The organism is Petroclostridium sp. X23 (assembly GCF_030013905.1).
Lineage (GTDB): Bacteria > Bacillota > Clostridia > SK-Y3 > SK-Y3 > X23.
Map to the genome: position 1 here is coordinate 4,988,863 of NZ_CP124862.1, position 19,542 is coordinate 5,008,404.

At 39.0% G+C, this 19,542-nt stretch carries 21 protein-coding genes; 17 read left to right on the forward strand and 4 right to left on the reverse strand.

Annotated features, from left to right (window positions below):
- Positions 1-12 precede the first annotated feature (12 nt).
- The 9 genes from QKW49_RS23380 (at position 13) to QKW49_RS23420 (ending at position 8,833) form a co-directional block, all read left to right on the forward strand.
- The gene (locus QKW49_RS23380) at positions 13-741 is read left to right on the forward strand and encodes an ABC transporter substrate-binding protein (protein ID WP_282865041.1); all 729 of its coding nucleotides are present in this window, start codon (positions 13-15) and stop codon (positions 739-741) included.
- Positions 742-847: 106 nt separating this feature from the next.
- Positions 848-1,060 (forward strand): hypothetical protein, encoded by a 213-nt coding sequence (locus QKW49_RS23385; protein ID WP_282865042.1) that lies wholly within the window; start codon positions 848-850, stop codon positions 1,058-1,060.
- Entirely contained in the window at positions 1,057-2,010 is a 954-nt protein-coding gene (locus QKW49_RS23390) for an AraC family transcriptional regulator (RefSeq protein WP_282865043.1), read from the forward strand. Before QKW49_RS23385 ends, QKW49_RS23390 begins: the two co-directional genes overlap by 4 nt.
- 188 nt (positions 2,011-2,198) lie before the next feature.
- Positions 2,199-2,429 carry a FeoA family protein gene (locus QKW49_RS23395; RefSeq protein WP_282865044.1) on the forward strand — a complete coding sequence of 77 codons (231 nt, stop codon included), beginning with the start codon at positions 2,199-2,201 and terminating at the stop codon, positions 2,427-2,429.
- Positions 2,426-4,465, forward strand: a complete 2,040-nt coding sequence (gene feoB / locus QKW49_RS23400) for a ferrous iron transport protein B (RefSeq protein WP_282865045.1) — start codon at positions 2,426-2,428, stop codon at positions 4,463-4,465. The genes QKW49_RS23395 and feoB overlap by 4 nt, the downstream gene beginning before the upstream one ends.
- An 11-nt stretch (positions 4,466-4,476) precedes the next feature.
- A complete protein-coding gene (locus tag QKW49_RS23405) occupies positions 4,477-4,716 on the forward strand; it encodes a FeoC-like transcriptional regulator (protein WP_282865046.1) in 240 nt (79 codons plus the stop codon).
- Positions 4,717-5,236: 520 nt separating this feature from the next.
- The gene (locus QKW49_RS23410) at positions 5,237-5,677 is read left to right on the forward strand and encodes a GreA/GreB family elongation factor (RefSeq protein WP_282865047.1); all 441 of its coding nucleotides are present in this window, start codon (positions 5,237-5,239) and stop codon (positions 5,675-5,677) included.
- Positions 5,678-6,251: 574 nt separating this feature from the next.
- A complete protein-coding gene (locus QKW49_RS23415) occupies positions 6,252-7,244 on the forward strand; it encodes an AraC family transcriptional regulator (RefSeq protein ID WP_282865048.1) in 993 nt (330 codons plus the stop codon).
- A gap of 215 nt (positions 7,245-7,459) precedes the next feature.
- Positions 7,460-8,833, forward strand: a complete 1,374-nt coding sequence (locus QKW49_RS23420; RefSeq protein ID WP_349239061.1) for an MATE family efflux transporter — start codon at positions 7,460-7,462, stop codon at positions 8,831-8,833.
- Positions 8,834-8,956: 123 nt separating this feature from the next.
- On the opposite strand, the gene QKW49_RS23425 is transcribed toward QKW49_RS23420, so the two are convergent.
- The 4 genes from QKW49_RS23425 to QKW49_RS23440 form a co-directional block, all read right to left on the reverse strand.
- The gene (locus QKW49_RS23425; protein ID WP_282865049.1) at positions 8,957-9,343 is read right to left on the reverse strand and encodes a metal-dependent transcriptional regulator; all 387 of its coding nucleotides are present in this window, start codon (positions 9,341-9,343) and stop codon (positions 8,957-8,959) included.
- 265 nt (positions 9,344-9,608) lie between these two features.
- Positions 9,609-9,896: a hypothetical protein gene (locus tag QKW49_RS23430; RefSeq protein ID WP_282865050.1), complete on the reverse strand. Its 288-nt coding sequence runs from the start codon at positions 9,894-9,896 to the stop codon at positions 9,609-9,611.
- A 164-nt stretch (positions 9,897-10,060) separates the two neighbouring features.
- Positions 10,061-11,407: a transposase gene (locus QKW49_RS23435; RefSeq protein WP_349239048.1), complete on the reverse strand. Its 1,347-nt coding sequence runs from the start codon at positions 11,405-11,407 to the stop codon at positions 10,061-10,063.
- Between the two features lie 317 nt (positions 11,408-11,724).
- Complete coding sequence (locus QKW49_RS23440) at positions 11,725-13,080, reverse strand: IS4 family transposase (RefSeq protein WP_282863409.1); 1,356 nt, start codon at positions 13,078-13,080, stop codon at positions 11,725-11,727.
- A gap of 269 nt (positions 13,081-13,349) precedes the next feature.
- Here QKW49_RS23440 and QKW49_RS23445 point away from each other — a divergent pair, with 269 nt between their 5' ends.
- The 8 genes from QKW49_RS23445 (at position 13,350) to QKW49_RS23480 (ending at position 19,533) form a co-directional block, all read left to right on the forward strand.
- Complete coding sequence (locus QKW49_RS23445) at positions 13,350-14,375, forward strand: methyltransferase (protein WP_282865051.1); 1,026 nt, start codon at positions 13,350-13,352, stop codon at positions 14,373-14,375.
- Position 14,376: 1 nt separating this feature from the next.
- The gene (locus tag QKW49_RS23450; RefSeq protein ID WP_282865052.1) at positions 14,377-15,516 is read left to right on the forward strand and encodes an ABC transporter substrate-binding protein; all 1,140 of its coding nucleotides are present in this window, start codon (positions 14,377-14,379) and stop codon (positions 15,514-15,516) included.
- A gap of 144 nt (positions 15,517-15,660) precedes the next feature.
- Positions 15,661-16,113, forward strand: a complete 453-nt coding sequence (locus QKW49_RS23455; RefSeq protein ID WP_282865053.1) for a MarR family transcriptional regulator — start codon at positions 15,661-15,663, stop codon at positions 16,111-16,113.
- A 230-nt stretch (positions 16,114-16,343) separates the two neighbouring features.
- Complete coding sequence (locus QKW49_RS23460) at positions 16,344-16,568, forward strand: hypothetical protein (protein ID WP_282865054.1); 225 nt, start codon at positions 16,344-16,346, stop codon at positions 16,566-16,568.
- 199 nt (positions 16,569-16,767) lie between these two features.
- A complete protein-coding gene (locus tag QKW49_RS23465) occupies positions 16,768-17,703 on the forward strand; it encodes a hypothetical protein (protein ID WP_282865055.1) in 936 nt (311 codons plus the stop codon).
- Between the two features lie 138 nt (positions 17,704-17,841).
- The gene (locus QKW49_RS23470; protein ID WP_282865056.1) at positions 17,842-18,810 is read left to right on the forward strand and encodes an NAD(P)-dependent oxidoreductase; all 969 of its coding nucleotides are present in this window, start codon (positions 17,842-17,844) and stop codon (positions 18,808-18,810) included.
- 254 nt (positions 18,811-19,064) lie between these two features.
- The gene (locus QKW49_RS23475; RefSeq protein ID WP_282865057.1) at positions 19,065-19,283 is read left to right on the forward strand and encodes a FeoA family protein; all 219 of its coding nucleotides are present in this window, start codon (positions 19,065-19,067) and stop codon (positions 19,281-19,283) included.
- Between the two features lie 25 nt (positions 19,284-19,308).
- Positions 19,309-19,533, forward strand: coding sequence for a ferrous iron transport protein A (locus QKW49_RS23480; protein ID WP_282865058.1), 225 nt, complete (start codon positions 19,309-19,311; stop codon positions 19,531-19,533).
- Positions 19,534-19,542: the final 9 nt, after the last annotated feature.

A 19,542-nucleotide genomic window follows, 5' to 3' on the forward strand; every position in this document is an offset into this window, starting at 1 on the left:
AATTTTCAAGTCATGAAGGGGGTTGTCGGAACGGGTCCCTATGTTTACAGTGAGATTAAAAACGGAGAATATGTTAGGGTTGTAAAGAAAGAAAACTACTGGGGAGAGAAACCATATTACGATGAGATAATCGTAAAGTATATAACGGAAGCCTCCGCACGCCTGCTTGCCTTGCAAAAAAGGGAAATAGACATGATTTACGGCAGCACGCTCATTTCATGGGACGATTACAAGCAGGTGACCTCCAAGAGCAATACCAAAGGTATCGTGTCCACCGTTGACACGAAAACTGTCAGCCTTGTATTGAATGCGGCAAATCCGATGCTTTCGGACAAATCAGTCCGTGAAGCAATTGCCTACGGTATTGATAAACAGGCTATTTGCGACGGATTGTTTTACAGTAATCAGAATCCTGCGCCGGACCTTTTCCCTGACGATAATTTTCTTTCAGATGTAAAGCTTAATGTTGTCCGTACCTACAACAAGGGAAAAGCTGAGCAACTGCTTGAAAGCACAGGTTGGAAAATGAACACTAACACTGGACTACGTGAAAAGGATGGAAAGCCTCTTTCCTTTAAGCTAACCTATGATTCTGGCGAAGCTATGAATAAAATGTCTGCAACATATACAATAGACTTTATTCAAGTTGCAAGATACAATCTATTCGTATTATTACAATGTGAAGGATATTTGTGTTATCTATGGTATAGTATTCAAAAATATGTATTGACAATGTTGTAAAATATTGCTAAAATTTAATTGATATTAATTATCAATATCGATTGAATGTTAATAGAAAAATAAACGAAATATATTTATATTTAAACAATGGAAGGTGGGAACAGCAGTGCAACAAAATTTAGAAGGTATTCAGGAAACGTTATTAATTCCGCTCTGGGCAAGAGCCGCTGAGACAAATAATAAAAGTCCTATTATCCGAGATGACCAAGCAGTCGAAATGATGATGAAAATCGATTATGATTTTTCAAAATTTGATGGTGCATGGATGTCGCAAACAGGTGTTGCTGTCAGAGATAGAATCGTCCATATCGTACTATGACAGCAATATTTAAAGAAAAAGAACTCTGCGAGCAAGGTATAAAAATACTCGAACAAAGCGGCGGCAAAACTGTTTATCATATCAGCTGCAGGGAAGGCAGCGCAAAAATGATCAGCTTTAAGGTTTTCGACGGTATTGAATTGGTATATAATGATTTTCACACTTCCGATTGTTTTCAAATTGCAGAATATCAACCGAATATAATGGAAATTAACTACTGCCGGCGAGGACGTTTTGAATGCGAGCTTAAGCGAAATTCTTACGTATATCTGGGTGAGGGGGATGTGGCGGTCAATATGCTGGACAATCAGACTGATTGCCAAAGGTTCCCGTTAGCAGTCTATAAAGGCATAACAATTTTGATTGATGTTCCTACAGCCCAAAAAGCTCTTTCACAAGTATTGGATGGTGTAGATGTAGATCTGCATGCACTAAGGGAAAAACTATGCTCTCATAACCGGTGTATGGTTTTTAAGGCTCCTATTGCAATAGAGCATATCTTCCAGGAGATATATACGGTAGACGCTAGGATTCAGATAGGTTACCTGCGATTGAAAATACTGGAGCTTTTTTTGATTCTCAGCGTTCTAACATTGCCTGATAACTTAGAGACATCACGTTATTTCTCTGCGGAGCAGGTGCAAAAGGTAAAGCATATAAAAAAAAGGCTGACGGAGTCATTAAACAAAAACATTACACTTAACGAGTTGGCTATAGAGTATCGCATCAGCCTCACCGCTTTAAAAGATTGTTTCAAGGCGATATACGGGAAAACGATTTACGCATTTCGGCGGGAATATCGAATGCATGCAGCGGCAAAGATGCTGAATGATACGTCATTTTCCATTGCGGAGATTGGCGGGTTGGTCGGATATGAAAACCCCGGTAAGTTCTCCGCATCCTTTAAAGAAATTATGGGAGTATCTCCCGGAGAATACCGTAAAAAATAATTGGCTTTTCGGATCAGTGAAGGCTTTTTGGAGCGGAAATAATATTAAATAGATAATATAATGACAATATGTTAGAATGATCTAACATATTGTCATTATATTTATAAGAAGTTAATCGGAACAAGGTTACCTTCTTATAAAGGAGGCTATTGATATGCACTTATATTAAATTGTGAGGAGTGTTGATAATGCAAAAACTGAGCACAGCAAACAGAGGGGAAAAGGGCAGGATTGCTTCCGTTCATGGAGATGCCCGGTTCTTAAGCCGTATTACATCTATAGGACTTACCATAGGCAGTGTGGTCGAGGTGATCCAAAACCAGAAAAAACGTCCGGTGCTTGTTTACGGCAGAGATACTATGATTGCAATCAATCGCAGTGAGTGCGAGAAAATCATGCTGGAGGTGGTTGATAGATGAACAGCATGACAATCGCGCTGCTTGGGCAGCCTAACTCCGGCAAATCTACATTGTTTAACGGACTTACCGGATCGCGGCAGCATGTGGGCAACTGGCCCGGAAAAACCGTGGAACAGAAAGAAGGATATTTTGTCCATAACGGAAAAAGATATACTGTTGTAGATCTGCCGGGTACATACAGTTTATCTGCAAATTCCGACGAGGAAATCGTAACAAGAGAGTATATCGCAAGCGGGAAGGCAGACCTGGTTTGTATTTTAGCGGATGCTTCCCAACTTGAACGCAGTTTATTTATGTTGGCGGATTATACGGGAATAAGGACGCCGGTGATCTTATTGTTGAATATGATGGATGTGGCTGTTCAGCAGGGTAAAGACATCAATAGCGCATCCATTGCAAAAAAGCTGGGTATTCAGGTTGTACCCATTACAGCAGCAGATAGAAAGTGCTATGATGTTTTTTTAAAAGCATTGGATGAAGCACAAAAAACACCTGCCGTATTAAATGAAAAGGATCTCTTAGACTTATATAATAAAATTATAGGCAGCACATACCGACAAGTCTTTGAATTACTGCCTCGGGAAGGTGTAGGCTCCTATTCTTCCGCTTGGTTGGCTGCAAAGCTGCTGGAGCGTGATGAGCCTGCAATGGATATCGTAAAATCAGCTGTGAGTGCCGAAATCGGAAGCAAACTGACGGTACTGATTCGAAGCGTGGAAAACGGCAGCTTGTTAACAGGTGACTGCAAATTTAAGTGGATTGAGACTTTGCTAAAAGACAGCGTCAGCGTAAGTAATATAGCAAAACCGAAAATGGGCAGGTTTGACCGGATTGCCACAAACAAAACATGGGGAAAGCCTCTTGCCATCGGAATTATTATTTTAGGCCTGGTTATCTCTATGGCGATTGCTATGCCGCTTATGGGTTTGTTCAGTTCTTTGACGAATATTTTATCTCCGATGCTTTCACAGGCTTTAACTGCTATTGGTACACCTGCTTTCCTTATTTCTTTATTGTGCGATGGTGTGCTGACGGCAGTATCCTTTGCATTGATGATGGTAAGCTTCGTATTTGGCATCAGCCTGATATTTGGATTTTTAGAAGAAATCGGTTATATGGCGCGTATTTCTTATGCCTTTGATAATACCATGTCCAAACTGGGGCTGCAAGGAAAGGCGGTGATGCCTTTTTTGGTAAGCTTCGGCTGCAATATCGGTGGCGTAACGGGAACCAGAGTCATTGACTCATGGGGACAGCGCGTGACCACAATGGCACTTTCGTGGGTGGTGCCTTGCGCTGCCACTTGGGGTGTTGTGGGTCTTATGAGCAGTGTCTTCTTTGGCAGTGGTGCAATTTTTGTCGTTTTATCACTATTTGCCGTTGCATTGCTTCACATGGTGATTACATCCAAAATCATGGGGATACACTTGATCAAAGAAACCGACAGAAGCGGACTTATTATGGAACTGCCGCCTTACCACAAGCCAAAATTTAAAAACTTATTCCGCTTTGTTTTTAACCGTATGGGAGATGTACTAATACGCGCATTAAAGGTGATTGTTCTTGTTTCTGTTTTGTTTTGGGCTTTATCCTACACAGGAGATGGAACGGTGGCAAACAGTGTTATTTATAAAATCGGTACCTTTATTGAGCCTGTGACCATGTTCTTTGGTTTGCGCTGGCAGACCTTTATGGCATTTTTAGCTTCTGCCATGGGAAAAGAAGCCGCTCTTGGCGTATTGGCTTCTCTATTTAACACCACCGGTGAAAGTGTCGGTGTATGGGGAGCGATAACGGGTCATGCTTCGGTAAATACTTCCGCTCTTGGCGGTGCGCTCATCACCAATATTTCAAAAGCGGAAGCCCTTGCCTTTATTTATGCATTTTTCTTTAATATTCCTTGTTTGATGGCGGTCGCGTCCACGCAACAGGAAAGCCATTCACTAAAATGGACGCTGCGCATTGTAGGCTATTATATAGCTGTCGCACTTCTGATGTCCGCACTTGCGTATAATGTCGGACGGTTGATATTCTAAGAGGTGTATTCATGATGACTGAAATCTTAAACATACTAATAGAAGGACAAATGCGTTCACTGCAAGAGGTTGCCGATCTTTTAGAAACAGAAATTCCAATTGTTAAAGCCCAATTGGAATTTCTGGAAAGGCAAGGCTATATCCAAAGGGCGGTGCTGAATACCGAGTGCAGCCAAAGATGCCACGGTTGCAAAGGGTGCAGCCAAAGTACAGTAGCTCCTGTTATGTGGGAGTTGATGAGATGGCTATAAATTGGACAGCACTGCTGCTTGAAGTTATAGACAAACAGTAGTGTTGATTAAATCATAATTGGGTTTCAATCCGATCACCGCCTTTATTTTGTTTTGGTAGCATATTTCAGAATAAACGGTGTATCGGATTTTTTGTACCCTTTTTACCAGCAGTTTGGTAATGTAATTTATGGAACTTTTATTGTTTCACAAAATTTAGTGTTGAACCTAAATATTTTAGGGGCTTGTCTACCATGAATTTTACAGTAAAACAATGTGCTGATTTAATTTTAAATTTAGTTTAGAAAAAAACAATCTATTTTAAGCTTGCTTATTGAAAGTGGTATGTTTTGTGACAGATAAAAAGGCATTTTAAGTTATTAAATGCCTATCCTGTATTTAAGTGTAAAATCATTACATGATTGACATATGGATCCATATATGGTATCATTAAAGCTAATGGCATTTTGCTTTTGGGCAAGGTGCCAAACTCTTTTTTAAAATAAATTCCATTAAATGTATAAGAGATAGGAGAGTTATAATGAGTACCAAATTTGTGTTAAGTCAAAGGGCATTTGAAAAGCTGCTGAAAAATTTAGTTGCTTTTGAAGAGGAATATCAGAGTATGGTTGATGACTATTACCCACAGTATACGAAAGAACGTGAAAGCTTTGTTGAGTTACTAACGGAATACATAAAAAAACTTAATACAACTTTGAAAAATATTACCTTTCGAGAAAAGTGTGACAACTATTTTCCTTTTGTGATAATAGGCAGTGAGGTTGAAATCCAAGATATTGATGATGGAGAAGCTTATAAATACAGAATAGTAGCACCTACTGAAAGGGATATAGAAAATGACTATATCTCTTTTTTATCGCCTGTAGGAAGGGCATTATTACTAAAAGAAAAAGATGAAACTGTAGTGGTGAATACACCAAATGGGGTTTATCGCTACAGGATTAAATCAATTAAGTTGTAGCGCAACAATGAAGAACCGCAGATTTTGAATGAGATAATAAGGAAGCAGAAAAAGTAGGATTTCAAAGGTTTGATCAAACAACTAATGAAGAAGGTGTTCGGATCAGTGAAAAACTTTTTTTCAGCAAGGTGCGTTATGGTACCATGCCGTCTTTTACGATCCGGGCTGAAAAAACTGACACCGGATATTTATATGGGCAAGATAATCAGGAGATTATGAGTTGTTGATGGATGCAACCGGAGGTAAACCTTATGACCCGCAAAGTACGCTTATGGCTTTTTCGGGATAAAATAGCTACTTGAACACTACCGGTATGCCGGAAAGCCGGCAGTATAATGATTTCGTTTTTCAACTATAATTTTTGAAAATTATAATAGCATTTTATAGGGAGGATATGATATAATACAATAAATGTTAGATACATCTAACATTTATTGCGGCGAAAATACAGTGTTGTGATAACTATATGACAAATGATTTCTCTAATGCTATTGATGAGGTGCTTTATAGATATCGCTTAAAGAGAGGATATTAAATAACTATTGCCGATATTTAAGGAGTGGTGGTGTTGCTGATGGATCATATATTTCAGAGTTGTGAAGTCTTTAACCCGGAAAATAAAAACTGTCCTGTATGTAACAGTCTTAACAGTATATACAAATCCAGCTCGTTTCAAAATGAAATGGAACTTCCTCAACAATTTGGAAAAGGCTACTGTCGGAGAATTGTTATCAAGCCTTCAATGGAAATATCAATATGTGATATGACTTTTTATCAAAAAATGACAATGGGAGGAAGGCATGACAGCTCCATGCTTTGGCTTGCTTTTTGTCTAGGGGAAAGGTTCAGTTGGAAATTAGATATGAATAAGAAAGAACTGGAAATGAAACGTGGAGAAAGCTATATGTGCAACGGATATGAGGTCAGCGGCATATGCAGCTACAATTCGGGACAGCGTTTTCTAGGCCTTAATGTAAAATTGGATATTGAATTATTAATGAGTTTGATAAATAGTACAGGGAAAGAATACCGCATTATTGAGCAATTCAATAAAAATAATCTTTTATTCAAGAAAAAGTTTACTTCTTCCATTGGCATTATACTTAATGACATCATCCGGTGCCGCTACCGGCATAGCCTAAAAAGGGTATATCTTGAAGGAAAGATACTGGAGTTGATTGCAGTGTATATGGATGAGATGGTTAATGAAAACGGAGCGGGGAATTCGGCGGTTAAACTTTCTTCGTACGATATGGAGGCACTATATAAAGCGAAAATGGTATTGGACGAAGATATTGTATCTCCCCCTACGCTGGCAGGTTTAGCACGGAGGGTATGCTTGAACGAGTATAAGCTAAAAAAAGGTTTTAAGGAATTATTCGGAATACCTGTTCATGCGTATGTGATTGACAAAAGATTGGAAATGGCACGGTTTTTGATAGAGGATAAAAGACTCAAAGTTACAGAAGCCGCATTGTTTGTAGGTTATAATGATGCAAGCCATTTTGCTGAAAAATTCAAGAAGAAATACGGGATAAATCCTTCGGAATACATTAAAAGTTTATAGCATTGTTTTAGGAACAGCGGAGAAAAGGCTTCGCTGTTCCTAAAATACTTTTTGCCATAGATATTATCCCTTTTGGCGTAGAAGAAAGCAGTAGAAATGAGCTATTATTTTCTTGTTATATGATTATGAGAATCAATATCAATAAAAAACTAGTTTCTTCATCCCTTCCAAAGGGAAAATCAAGATGATGAAATGACTAATAAGGAGTGATCATATTGGGGGCAAGATTCACTGAAAAAGACAAGCAAAAACAAATGATTCTTTCGGAGAATTTATGGAAGGTTATGTTTAGTATTTCGTGGCCGGCGGTCATAGCGATGGTACTCTATGGGCTTAATTCGGTGTTTGATGCAATTTTTGTCGGTATATTTGTTGGAGAGACAGCTTTGGCAGGTGTTTCATTGGCATATCCATTATCACAGGTAACACTTGGTCTGGGTTCGCTGATCGGGGTTGGAGCAGGATCTGCCTTAAGTATTGCTTTAGGAGCAAAAGATCAGGAGACTCAGAAAAAGATATTGGGAAATGTGAATTATCTATCTATTATTATCACCATTATCTATACGGTACTGGCACTATTATTGGCAACTCCTTTAGTAAAAGTAATGGGAGGTACCGGTGATACATTAAGTATTGGAAAAACATATTTTCAAATAACAGCAATCGGTTCACTATTCTGGATTTATGGTTTGGCCGGAAACATGATAGTCCGTGCCGAAGGAAGAATGAAATCAGCCGCGGTGATCATGGGTGTCGGACTTGCAGTGAATATTATAGCAAATTATATTTTGATTGTACTCATGGATATGGGGGTTGCAGGAGCAGCTTGGGGCACCAATATCGGGATGGCTGTTTATACAATTGCAGATCTTATATATTTTGCAAAAGGAAAAGCATCTTTTGAAGCACATCCTTTTAAGTTGTTTAAGGATAAGAAAATCATCAAAGATATATTTTCGATGGGGATACCGTCTTTGATTATGACCATTATGAGTCTTGTGCAAGCGGTGGTTGTTTTCAATGCTTTGGCCAGATACGGGAGTACCTACGATTTGGCACTTTACGGTGCAATATTCAGAATCTTTACGCTGCTGCTGACACCTATATTCGGACTGATGAGGGCGCTCCAGCCGGTGATCGGTATTAATTATGGTGCAAAAAATAACCTTCGTGTCATTCGCAGTTTTAAAATATTTGCCGTAGGCAGTACGATAATGATGCTGCCATTTTGGGTAGTCGCAATGTTTATGCCTGAAGCGGTATTAGGCCTAATGTTCACAAATAAGATATTTGATTCGACCAGCCTGCTTTACTTTAGAACCAACATGGCACTGCTGCCTGTTTTGCCTATTATATTTATGTCGATGACATTCTATCCGGCGATTAACAAAGGAAAACCGGCAGCGATGATAGGGATTGTGCGGCAATTGATTTTCTATGTGCCGGTAATGCTGATACTCCCGAGATTTTTCGGCATACAATGGGTGTATTACGGCACTTTCCTGATTGATGTGGTGATAAGTATATGGGTTTTCGTATTGGTAAGAAAAGAGTTTAACATTCTTAGGAAAAACCAAGTGAAAATATAGCTTGCAAGGGGCGGACGACTCCATCCGCCCGCTTATATTGCTATGACAAGTTCAGGCGGACACAGCCGTTTGCTGCTGCCGGAACTTACTTAGGTTTTTTAGATTCTCATTTCAGAGAATCTTTCATTCCGGGGATTCTTTACTTGACTGCAAAAACGCCTGCATGGCATAAATGGAATCACTGCTGATTACATGCTCGATTGCACAAGCATCCTTGTCGGCAATAGACGGGTCTATATGTAGAACATTTGTTAAAAATGCATATATAACATGATGTTTTTTTGAAATAAACTGAGCAAGCTTTAAGCCGGCAGGGGTAAGGAATACCTCTTTATATTTTTCATTAACAATTAAGCCTTTGTCCGAAAGTGTGGACATGGCACTGTTAGTGCTTGCCTTTGTAACGCCAAGCCTGTCGGCGATATCCGATACCCTGGCACCTTTGCCGTCTAGTGACAGTTCATAGATTGCTTCAAGATAATTTTCCATTGTAAATGTAAGACTTTCCATTGTTTTTCCTCCATATAGCGGTTGGAGAATGATATACTCCGATAACCGTCTTCTTATTTATGATATATGTTTAAAGGGTATTCATTACTAAAAAATATAAATACCCGCAAAAGAGTTATGCACTTCCAACATGCTTATTATACCCTACAATTACACAAAAATAAAGATTTTGAACATAAGAAACATATCCATGGTTGATTTCGGAAAAGTTAGGCATTTTTTGGCATTCTCCTGTCTTTTTTTATAAATTCTGAAACCGATTCAGTTATACCAAGCCTTTACGAACTGTAATAGGGGAAATCGGACGATGTCTTCCGGCAACGCTAAAATTAGCCGGACTTTCTTTGGTATTTGTGATCACATTAAGCTTACCCATGCGGTTTATGGGATGCCCAAGAAGTAGAGGAATATAAGAAAGATGTATTGTCCATTCTGAAAAGCCTGGAGGTGCTGACGGATATGGCAGTAAGATGTTATAAAGCAGAATGTTGTGGAGCGGTTCTATATATGACGGTTTCTCTATCAGTTGGGCAAAAAACTCCTTTGGTAGCATACGGAGAGCTCCAGGAGGAAGAAATTTTGTGAAGCATAAAAGAGATGTGATAATTCTATCAAGCATATTGTCTGTATAAATATCTATAAAGACAATACTATATATAACTATAGTTTTGCAGAAAACTCTTGGGTAAATGTGTTACCATAAAAACCCACTGTGCATTATGCAACGAAGTCCACGATAGCATCTTTATCCAAGACAATTTCATGCTGTTCCGCTTCTGGTGCGGAATCAGCGAATACAAGTTTTCCCAAGGCATACTTTCTCAAACAATACCGTAGCTTGGAAAAACTTAACTCTGATACCCAAGGGGTATCCCCTGTATCGGAAGTAATATTTAACCATTTGCACTTGCCATACTTTATAAGTACAATTTTACCAATATTATAGGCGATACCAACAGTGTGTAAAAATCGTAATACAGGTAATAAGCTGTGGTGTTGGTATTCTCCAAAACCGAGATACTGCTTAACATCGCGTATTGCCAATTCTATTGAAAAACGGGAACCGTATATTTCAATAATCTGGGCAGCAGTGAGGGTTGTATCTGTACTGATTAATGCCATTAGCTTACCTTTATTAGTATGGAGCACTACCGTACGAACCTTTTTGGATAACTTGAGCATGCAAACATCGGCTACAGCAATTTCTATAGTTTGAATTTTGCCGTAAAGCTGTACAGTAACAATTTCATGTTCGGTAAGATTCCAAAGTTCACGAACTTTAATTTGTTTGCCATATTTGGGCTTACGACCCCTTTTTTTCTGCGATTGCGGTTCAGGGTCTAAACGTGCTACAGCATCAGCTCTTAATTTAGTAACAACATCAATGCCTTGGTCAAGCAATGGCTGAATAAAAGGTTTGTTTGCAAAGTATGCATCTTCTACGGTACGTAGTTTATGACCGCTTTGTAATACCCATTGATTTAACTGGAGTATTTGAGCATGTGCAACATCCCAGATTTTTAATGGTTCTGCTTGGCCTGATTGATTACATTTCCATTGGCTCTTTGCAAGCTTTCCTGTAACGAGTTTAAAGGAAATAAGGAAGCTAATATATTGGTTTTTGAAAAAGCCTGTAATACCAAGTACTCCCCAGTGATGTCCTATAATATATTCACCAGCATCAGCATTACCGCTGTGGTTATCCCATTTTTGAATGCCGATTACTTTCTTAGAATCTTTTGCATTCAAAGTAGTATCAAAGCAGGCTTGAATCTTACCATGTACCATGAGTTCATTTGGGAACAAGTTCAGAAGCAGCAAAAACATTTTTCTTATAACTTCTGTATAATCCCATTTATACTCCGTAAAGAACCTACACCAACTAGATACGTCTTTACGAAAGAAAAAGCAATGCCGATACAGCTTTCTGGTAGTTTTCTTGCCTGGAACCACAAGTAGGCACCATATATAGCAAATAAAATAATTATAAGTTTTTATGCATTTAAAGCATTCTTTTGGAAATAATAGTAACTGGATTATTTCCATAGGAATGTAGATAGTCATTGCAGAATCGCTCCTTTTTAAGGGATTGGGCCGGTGCCCTGCAATATCTATATTCCTATTTTATTGTGCTTTTATGCTGGTAATTGATGCATGTAATTTAAAAAGTGCAAAACTATAGTATATAACGCATTAAAGTTTTTACATTGGTAAACGGTAGGTTTGAGGTGGTGTATGTGTTCTTCAGAGACGCGCCCAAACTCACTTCGTTCAAACAGTGGACGGTCTCTTCCGGAAACATACACCACCTCAAACCTACCGTTACTGTAATTTCTTTAATGCGTTATCATACGCGTTAAGTTAAGCTATTTTTTACCAATTTAATTGAGCAAATAGTGTTCCTGCAATCGCTCAACCGTGGTTTTGCGATTACGTTTATCATGTAAGCTTTGTTCGGCCGCTCTTTTAAGAATCAGTCGCAGTTCCGATATTGCTTCAGTGGTTGCATAAAGGCTTGAAAATATTTTTTCCACCTTTGTCGCAATTAGTTTGATAAACGACATCATACTAATGCATCTGTTTTTTTGTTGGTACATGAGGGCATACAGTGCTGAGTAGACTGTGAAAATTAGTATAATGGCAATTAACCTTCCATATAGAAGACACTCTAATTGCTCTTTACCACAGTTGCCTACTTTGCCAAGGTTTAGATAGCTTTTGCAAGCCTTAAATAAAAGCTCTATCTGCCATCTAGCTCTGTACAATTCACAGGCTGCCTTTGGAGTAAGCATATGTGCTGGGGCGTTAGTAATTAGAAGGTTCCATCCTAATAACTCTAAGTCATAGTCACTCAGTGTTTTGCCTTGTGACTTTGCTTTTTTATTTGCTTTGCGCCTACGTTCATTAGCGACTTCATCAGGTAAACGTACACCAATCAGCCGACATTGTAGTAATTTAGAATACTTGGTGCCAAAGTATACATCTATATCAACACTGGAGCTGTTTTTTAAAACACTTAAAAGGTCTAAGGCTTTAAAAGATTTAGTGTCAGAATTTTGTATTTGAAAAACAGTATTTGATTTAATTCGGCTAAGAAAATATGCACCTTTGGATATTATTTTCCTAAACAAATCTTTACTGTAATATCCTAAGTCAGTAATTAACAGCTCACCATGATGAATGTGTTTTAGAAGTTCATCTTTATAGCCGGCATCTGGACCAGGCGCCTTTGTCAACTCCATATTTGTGATAGTTCTGGACTTAAGGCTATATATAGTCTGGATTTTTAGAGCAGCTTTTGCATTATTGCCACCAAGACCTTTCCAGACATCTGCTAATTTGTCCGGAAGAGTAACTTTAGAGCTATCACATATTTTTACATCAGTAAAAGCTTGGAGCACATCGAGATTCTGGACAGTTATTGCTCTCTTGGCAGAATACTCAACTGCTGACTGGAATACTTGTTTTAGCAATAAAGCACTTGTAGCCAAACGTTGAAAAAGTCCTTCGCGTGTTATACTAAGTCCGCGTTGAATATTTTCGCATTTAGAAGCAGTTTGACGTAAGGATGGATTAGGGGTGTCCCATAAGCCGAATGTAAATACTTTTACTATAGTATCTGGCAGCAGCTTAGAGCGGCGCACCGTAAACCCTGTGTCCTTAGAAATTTCCAGTATTTTTGTCTTTCCTAAAAAGCAAATAAAGCTTATAATTAGTGATATGGGAACTTGAAACATGGGAACCTCACCTTTCATTTCTCTATTACTTTGAGGTTCTCATGTTTTTTTCTTTTTTGCAAATGTAATTATTGGTTTACCATAACATGGCTTAGCTTAACGCGTATGAATGCGTTATATATATTTAATCGACTTGGAATGATTAAAGCGAGACATCTTAGGTCGATATTATGTTATTTTTGTATGCTTGACATACGAATGCTATTGTTGTATACTAGGCATACGAATAAAGTTAGAATACGCTAACTTTTAAGAAAGGAAGTGGGATATTGTATCAACCTCAAAACAACCCTAAATTATATTATAAACTTCTCCATCAAAAAAGGGAGGCAGAACTTCTCTTATCCGCACTGCGTCTGGATGTGTTTTCCTATCTCGAGGATTGGACTGCACCCGGGGAAGTTGCCGGGAAAACGGGATTTGATGAACGTGGCCTGGCCTTTTATCTCAACGCCCTTGCGTGTATAGGCATGCTTGAAAAAAAGGGAAATGCCTACCGCAACACCCCTCAGAGTAATGAGTTTTTAAACAAAAACAGTCCGGTATACTTGGGTGAATGTATCTTGTTCCGCGAGCATATGATGTCACTTAAGAATTTGGATGCGCAAGTGCGGAAGGGGCCGAATAAAAGTATTTATAAAAGTAATAGCGGTGTTGCAGCATATGATTTTTATGAGGCGGCACGTGTCAGTGTACCTGAAATGTATACGGGTCGGGTCCAATCGCTTATTGCGGCGGTTCGGCAGTTGTTTGTACATATATCTCCGAAGAAAATACTGGATCTTGGCGGCGGTTCGGGAATTCTGGGGATGGAACTGGTTCGCACCTATTCCGGATGTGCAGGTGTTATTTTTGAACACCCTAGTGTAGCCGATCTGCCTCGCCGGCTTGTAGAGGAATACGGGCTTTCGGAGCAGGTGAGCGTTCTCACCGGTGATTTTAATAAAGATGATATCGGGGACACTTATGATCTGATTATCGCTTCAGGTATTTTGGATTTTGCAAAGGATAATCTGGATAGTCTTATGGAAAAGCTGTATGATGGCTTAACACCGGACGGATATCTTTATATTGTAACCCATAATGTCAGCGAAGATTACCAATTCCCTGCTGAAAGTATTTTGGGGTGGCTATCCGGGCACTTGGACGGTTTGGACATTCTTTTAACAAAAAAAACCATAGATGAAGGATTAGAGAAGCAAGGATTCCGGCGGGTGCAGCATGATGAAGTCGGCGGTGCTTTCAACAGCTTGCAGGGAGAGTTTTATTGTAAACAGAAAAAGGAGGATATGTGATATGAAAGAACTATTGGGGAAAATAACAGCATCTATTCTATTTGTTGCATTAGTACTGCCGCTCGCAGGCTGCAGTCAAAAAACATCCGTTCCGGAGAAACCGGAGCCCATAGCAGTACAGGAGTCCGATACTATTTCGGGAAATAAAAGCCATGCAAGAACCATTACCGATCTGGGTGGTAACACCGTCATACTGCCGCCTGTCGAAGAAATCAAGCGTGTGGTTATTATCTCGCCTCCCACAACATCGGTACTGCTAGGGGTTATCCCTGATACCGATATGATCGTAGGTGTTAATGCAAGAGCTTTTACAACGGCGAATGCGGAAATTATCAGCAAGCTTTTTCCTAATTGGAGCAATGTCGAAACTGCATTTGTCAACCAGGGCTTTGTAACCAATACGGAGGAACTATTAAATCTTCATCCCGATATCGTGTTTTATTATGGTGCTGCTCAAAAAGGTGGGATTGAGAAGTTCGAAATTCCGATAGTGGATTTTATGATGCCCGGGGAAAATAATGCAGAAACCGTCACCATAGCATGGGATAATCTGATGCGTCAAATTTTTGATGTTAACGGAAAAGCCTCGCTTGAAAGTGAATGGAAAAATTCCAATCAAAAGGCACAAAATGTTTTAGGTACATATAACGGAGAAAAGAAAACTGCTCTTTTCCTTTTCAGTAATACAGGAGGAAGCATCACAGTTTACGGCAGCAAAACCTATGCAGACACATGGTTTGAAAAAAGTGGGCTCATCAATGTAGCGGCGGAGGTAACCGGACAGGCGGAAGTCAGCATGGAACAGCTCTATCTGTGGGATCCGGATTTGATTTATGTTTTTATCGGAAGTACTGCCTCTATGATGCGGCGCAATCAAATCCAGGGGCAGGACTGGTCGCTTCTCACGGCCTATAAAAACGAGACGATTTATGATATCCCGCAGGCGGTTTATTCATGGGGCGCACCTTGTTCCGATTCTCCGCTCATGCCACTTTGGCTGATTAGTAAAAGCTATCCGCAGATTATGAGCGAAGACGAGTTTTCATCATTGTTAAAGGACTATTATGATAGAATGTACAATATCGATTTGGATAACCAGCTTGTGGATACAGTCTTAAGTCCACGCAAGGCGTTAAAGTAGATGGTTAGGACAATGCGGTAAACCCCGATTTAGCTCACAGAACAAGTGGAGAATAAGGACGGGATAATATTTGTTTGATGATATTGAGGCAGTTTTAAGGATATGGTATAATCCAAGCAAAACAAAAATCCGGAGGTTCATGATATGAGCGAGTTATCCAACCTTGTTATCAATGACTTTATTAAACTGACCGAGCAAATTGCCAACGGAAAAACCAATGTACTGGATTTCGGTTCGGAGGACATGACTTTTTACAGGGGCGAAATCCATATGCTTAAGATGGTAGGTGATCATCCCGGCATATTCATATCCGAAATGGCGCGCAGTTTTAATATAACCCGGGCTGTGGTGGCAAAAACTGTTAGAAAGCTGGAAGAACGGGGTTTTCTTGTAAAGAGGGAAGATATTGAGGATAAGAAACGCCTATGCCTTTTTCTTACAGAACAGGGAAAACGAGCTTATGTATTGCATGATGAGTATCACCAGAAATTCGACCGTCCCTTGTTTGCTTATCTTGAAGGCCTAAAGGAAACAGATTTGCGCATCATACAGGAATTTTTGATGCATGCAAACAGGCTAATAGAAAACCATTTTTGATATGATGAAAGCAAGTTACTATTCAGCCTATAAAAAATAAAGGACTATAAATAGACCAGTCTATAGTTGGACCGGTCTGTTCATGAATATTTTTTCTATTGATTGTAGAACAGAAAGCTTTTTTCTTTTACAGGTCTCAATGAAGCTCATAACTGTGCAGTATAATTTATTTCCGCTCTGTTTTCGAAAACAACCAGAAACCTTCTGCTTTGTTTTGCATTGTTCGTGCTTTGGCACCGGAAACGCGGTTTATTGTAGCTGATGAGATGACTACCATGCTGGATGCTATTACTCAAGTCCAGATATGGGAAGTCATGATGGGAGTTGTTAAGGAGCGCAATATCGGTGTGCTGCTGGTAAGTCACAGTGAAAAACTTTTGGAACGGCTTTGCACAAAAATTTTAGACTTTGAAAAAATAAATGCTTGTGTATCAACATCTTGTCTCACTCTTTAATTATCATGATTTCAAGCTCCGAATTGGGCAGATGTTTTATTGTTCTACCTAAACTAAGAAACTTTTTTTATTGATTTGCAGTCATATAGTGGTAATATTATTAATAGAGTATGCTAAAAGCACACGTCGTCAAATATACTATAGGAATTATTTAGGGTGCAAATGCTTTATTTTATACAAAGGTGGAGGAGAGCGTGTTATGAATTCTGTTAATCAAAGGCTAATGGATGTGATGGTTAAGTTAAAAGAAAGAGAACGCTTGCAGCGTATGTTGGAACAGTTAAGGGTTCAACAGAAACAACTGTGGGAAAAAAGGGATCGGCTTAAAGAACAGTTGAACAAAGAGGAGTTGGACGTTGAAAAATTAGAGAAAATTTCTTTAATAAATTTTATTCACATTATAAAAGGAGACAAAGAAGAGGTAGTGGCGAAAGAGAAACAAGAGGCTTTATCTGCTAAGTTAAAATATGATGAAACATGTAGTGAGCTTAGGAATATAGAACGGGAAATAGATGTATTAAGAGCAGATATTGAGCGTTTCGGAGATTTGAGTCAGCAATATCATCAGTGTATCCAGGATAAAGAAAAATTGATTCAATCCTCCATGCGTATAGAATCGGAACGTCTTGAGGAAATGATTAAACAACATGCTGAACTTAAATCTAAAGAAAAAGAGTTAAAAGAAGCATTAGCGGCAGGAAGAGAAGTGGAAATTTCATTAAAAGCAGTTAACAGCAGCCTTCAATCAGCGGGTAATTGGGGAACATGGGATATGCTTGGCGGGGGATTGATTGCAACGATGGCTAAGCATACGAAAATTGATGAGGCAAGAGAAGATATTAGCAAAGTCCAATCACTGCTGAGAAAGTTTCATAGAGAACTGCAGGATATCGGAGAAGGTATTGATATCGACATTGAGATTGGGTCTTTCTTAGGTTTTGCAGATTATTTTTTTGATGGATTTTTTGTGGACTGGGCCGTACAGTCACGAATTGACGATGCGCAGGACAAAGTAAATCAAACCATATATAAAGTTGAAAGTTTAATGGGGCAAATACAAAATAATATGCTGAGAGTTAAATTAAAACTCGAAAACTTGGAAAAAGAGCGCGTCAGCATAATTGAAAACTTTTAATGGCAATGGAGACGGTTCGCGATATAGAACATTGGTGTCTGTTAGCAGTGAGAACTGTTCCTGCTGACGCGCATCCCATTGGCACTTTATTAGAACTAGAACCAGAATTACTATTATTGAAGACAGCAGGAGGCAAATATGAAAAAGGTTCTTGTAACATACCAATTTCCTAAAGAAGGATTGAAAGAATTATATCAACATTTTGATGTCACATATCCCGATAAGCAGATGTTAAATTTGGATGAAGTGATAAGTGTTATTTCTGAATACGATGGTTTGCTAACTTGGGGTATTAAGATAGATAATAAATTGTTGGATGTGGCAACAAAACTTAGGATTGTAAGCAGCCATGGAGCTGGATACGACCATATTGATGTAAAATGTGCTACTGATCATGGTGTCGCTGTGGCGAACACCCCGACTGCAGTGACGGAAGCAACAGCTGAGCTTGCTTTTGGTCTTATGTTATCCCTTATAAGGAGAATTGCAGAATATGACCGAAAAGTTAGGCAGGATAAAACTATTAAATGGGGATTAATGGATAATCTTGGACATATACTTTACGGAAAGACTCTTGGGATTATCGGTATGGGGAAGATAGGAATGGCTGTTGCACGAAGAGCTATAGCTTCAGGAATGAAAGTTATTTACACTAATAGAAATAGGCTGACGGAGCAAATCGAACGTAGTTGTGGAATAATTTATGCTCCTATGGATGAGTTACTCAAGCTGTCAGATGTAATCTCCGTACATACTCCTTTAACAGCGCAAACACACCATCTGATTGGAGAAAAAGAATTTTGCACCATGAAGCCATCTGCTGTTATTATTAATACTTCACGGGGGCCGGTGTTGGATGAGAGTGCCCTTATTAGTTGTCTCAAAAGAGGCGAAATTGCCGGTGCCGGTTTGGATGTCTTTGAAAAAGAACCTATTATTCCGGCAGAGTTACTGCATATGGATAACGTAGTGCTCGTTCCTCATATCGGAACGGCAACCATTGAAACCAGAATAGATATGGCAGCTGAAGCTGCAAAGAATATTATCGATTATTATAATGGTAATCAAGCAAGCAACATTTTGAATCCTGAGGTTTTAGAGAAATAACCGCAGTCATAGAGTTTGAAAGAAAAGCATAGGGATGGTCTGAGATCACTGATAAAGTCTGTTTTAGCACATTAGAAGGAGTGAAGGATGGGGACGGACCGATGAAGCACTTCTTCAGTGGTTTCGGATGGTCCATTTATTTTCCCATAATAGAGAAAAAGATAGCCAAACAGTTGATAATGATTATCAATATATATTGACAACCATTATCAACTGTAATATAATAATGTATGAAAATTATGGGAGGTATTATTATGCCGTTAACTATGCTAAGCTTTGGAGTGGAAGCCGTTATTAAAATATGTAATGCTAGAGAAACAACAAAAAAATTCTTGGAGGGATTAGGAATAATACCGGGGACAAAAATCTCAGTGATATCTGAAAACGGCGGAAATGTAATAATATCTGTTAAAGGTACCCGTTTGGCAATTAATAAAGGAGTTGCTCAGAAATTGTATGTAGAACTTGTTTAACTATAACATGAAAGGGTTTGGATATATGGAAAAAACATTAAAAGAATTGAAGCCAGGGCAAAAGGGCGTTGTGTTAAAAATCAAAGGTGGAGGGATCGTGAAAAGAAGACTGATGGATATGGGCATCACACAGGGAGTAGAGGTAGTTGTGAAAAAAGTTGCGCCATTAGGTGATCCGGTTGAGGTTAATATTAGGGGGTATGAACTCACTTTCAGAAAAGAGGAAGCAGAAAATATCATTATTAAGTAATACAAGCTG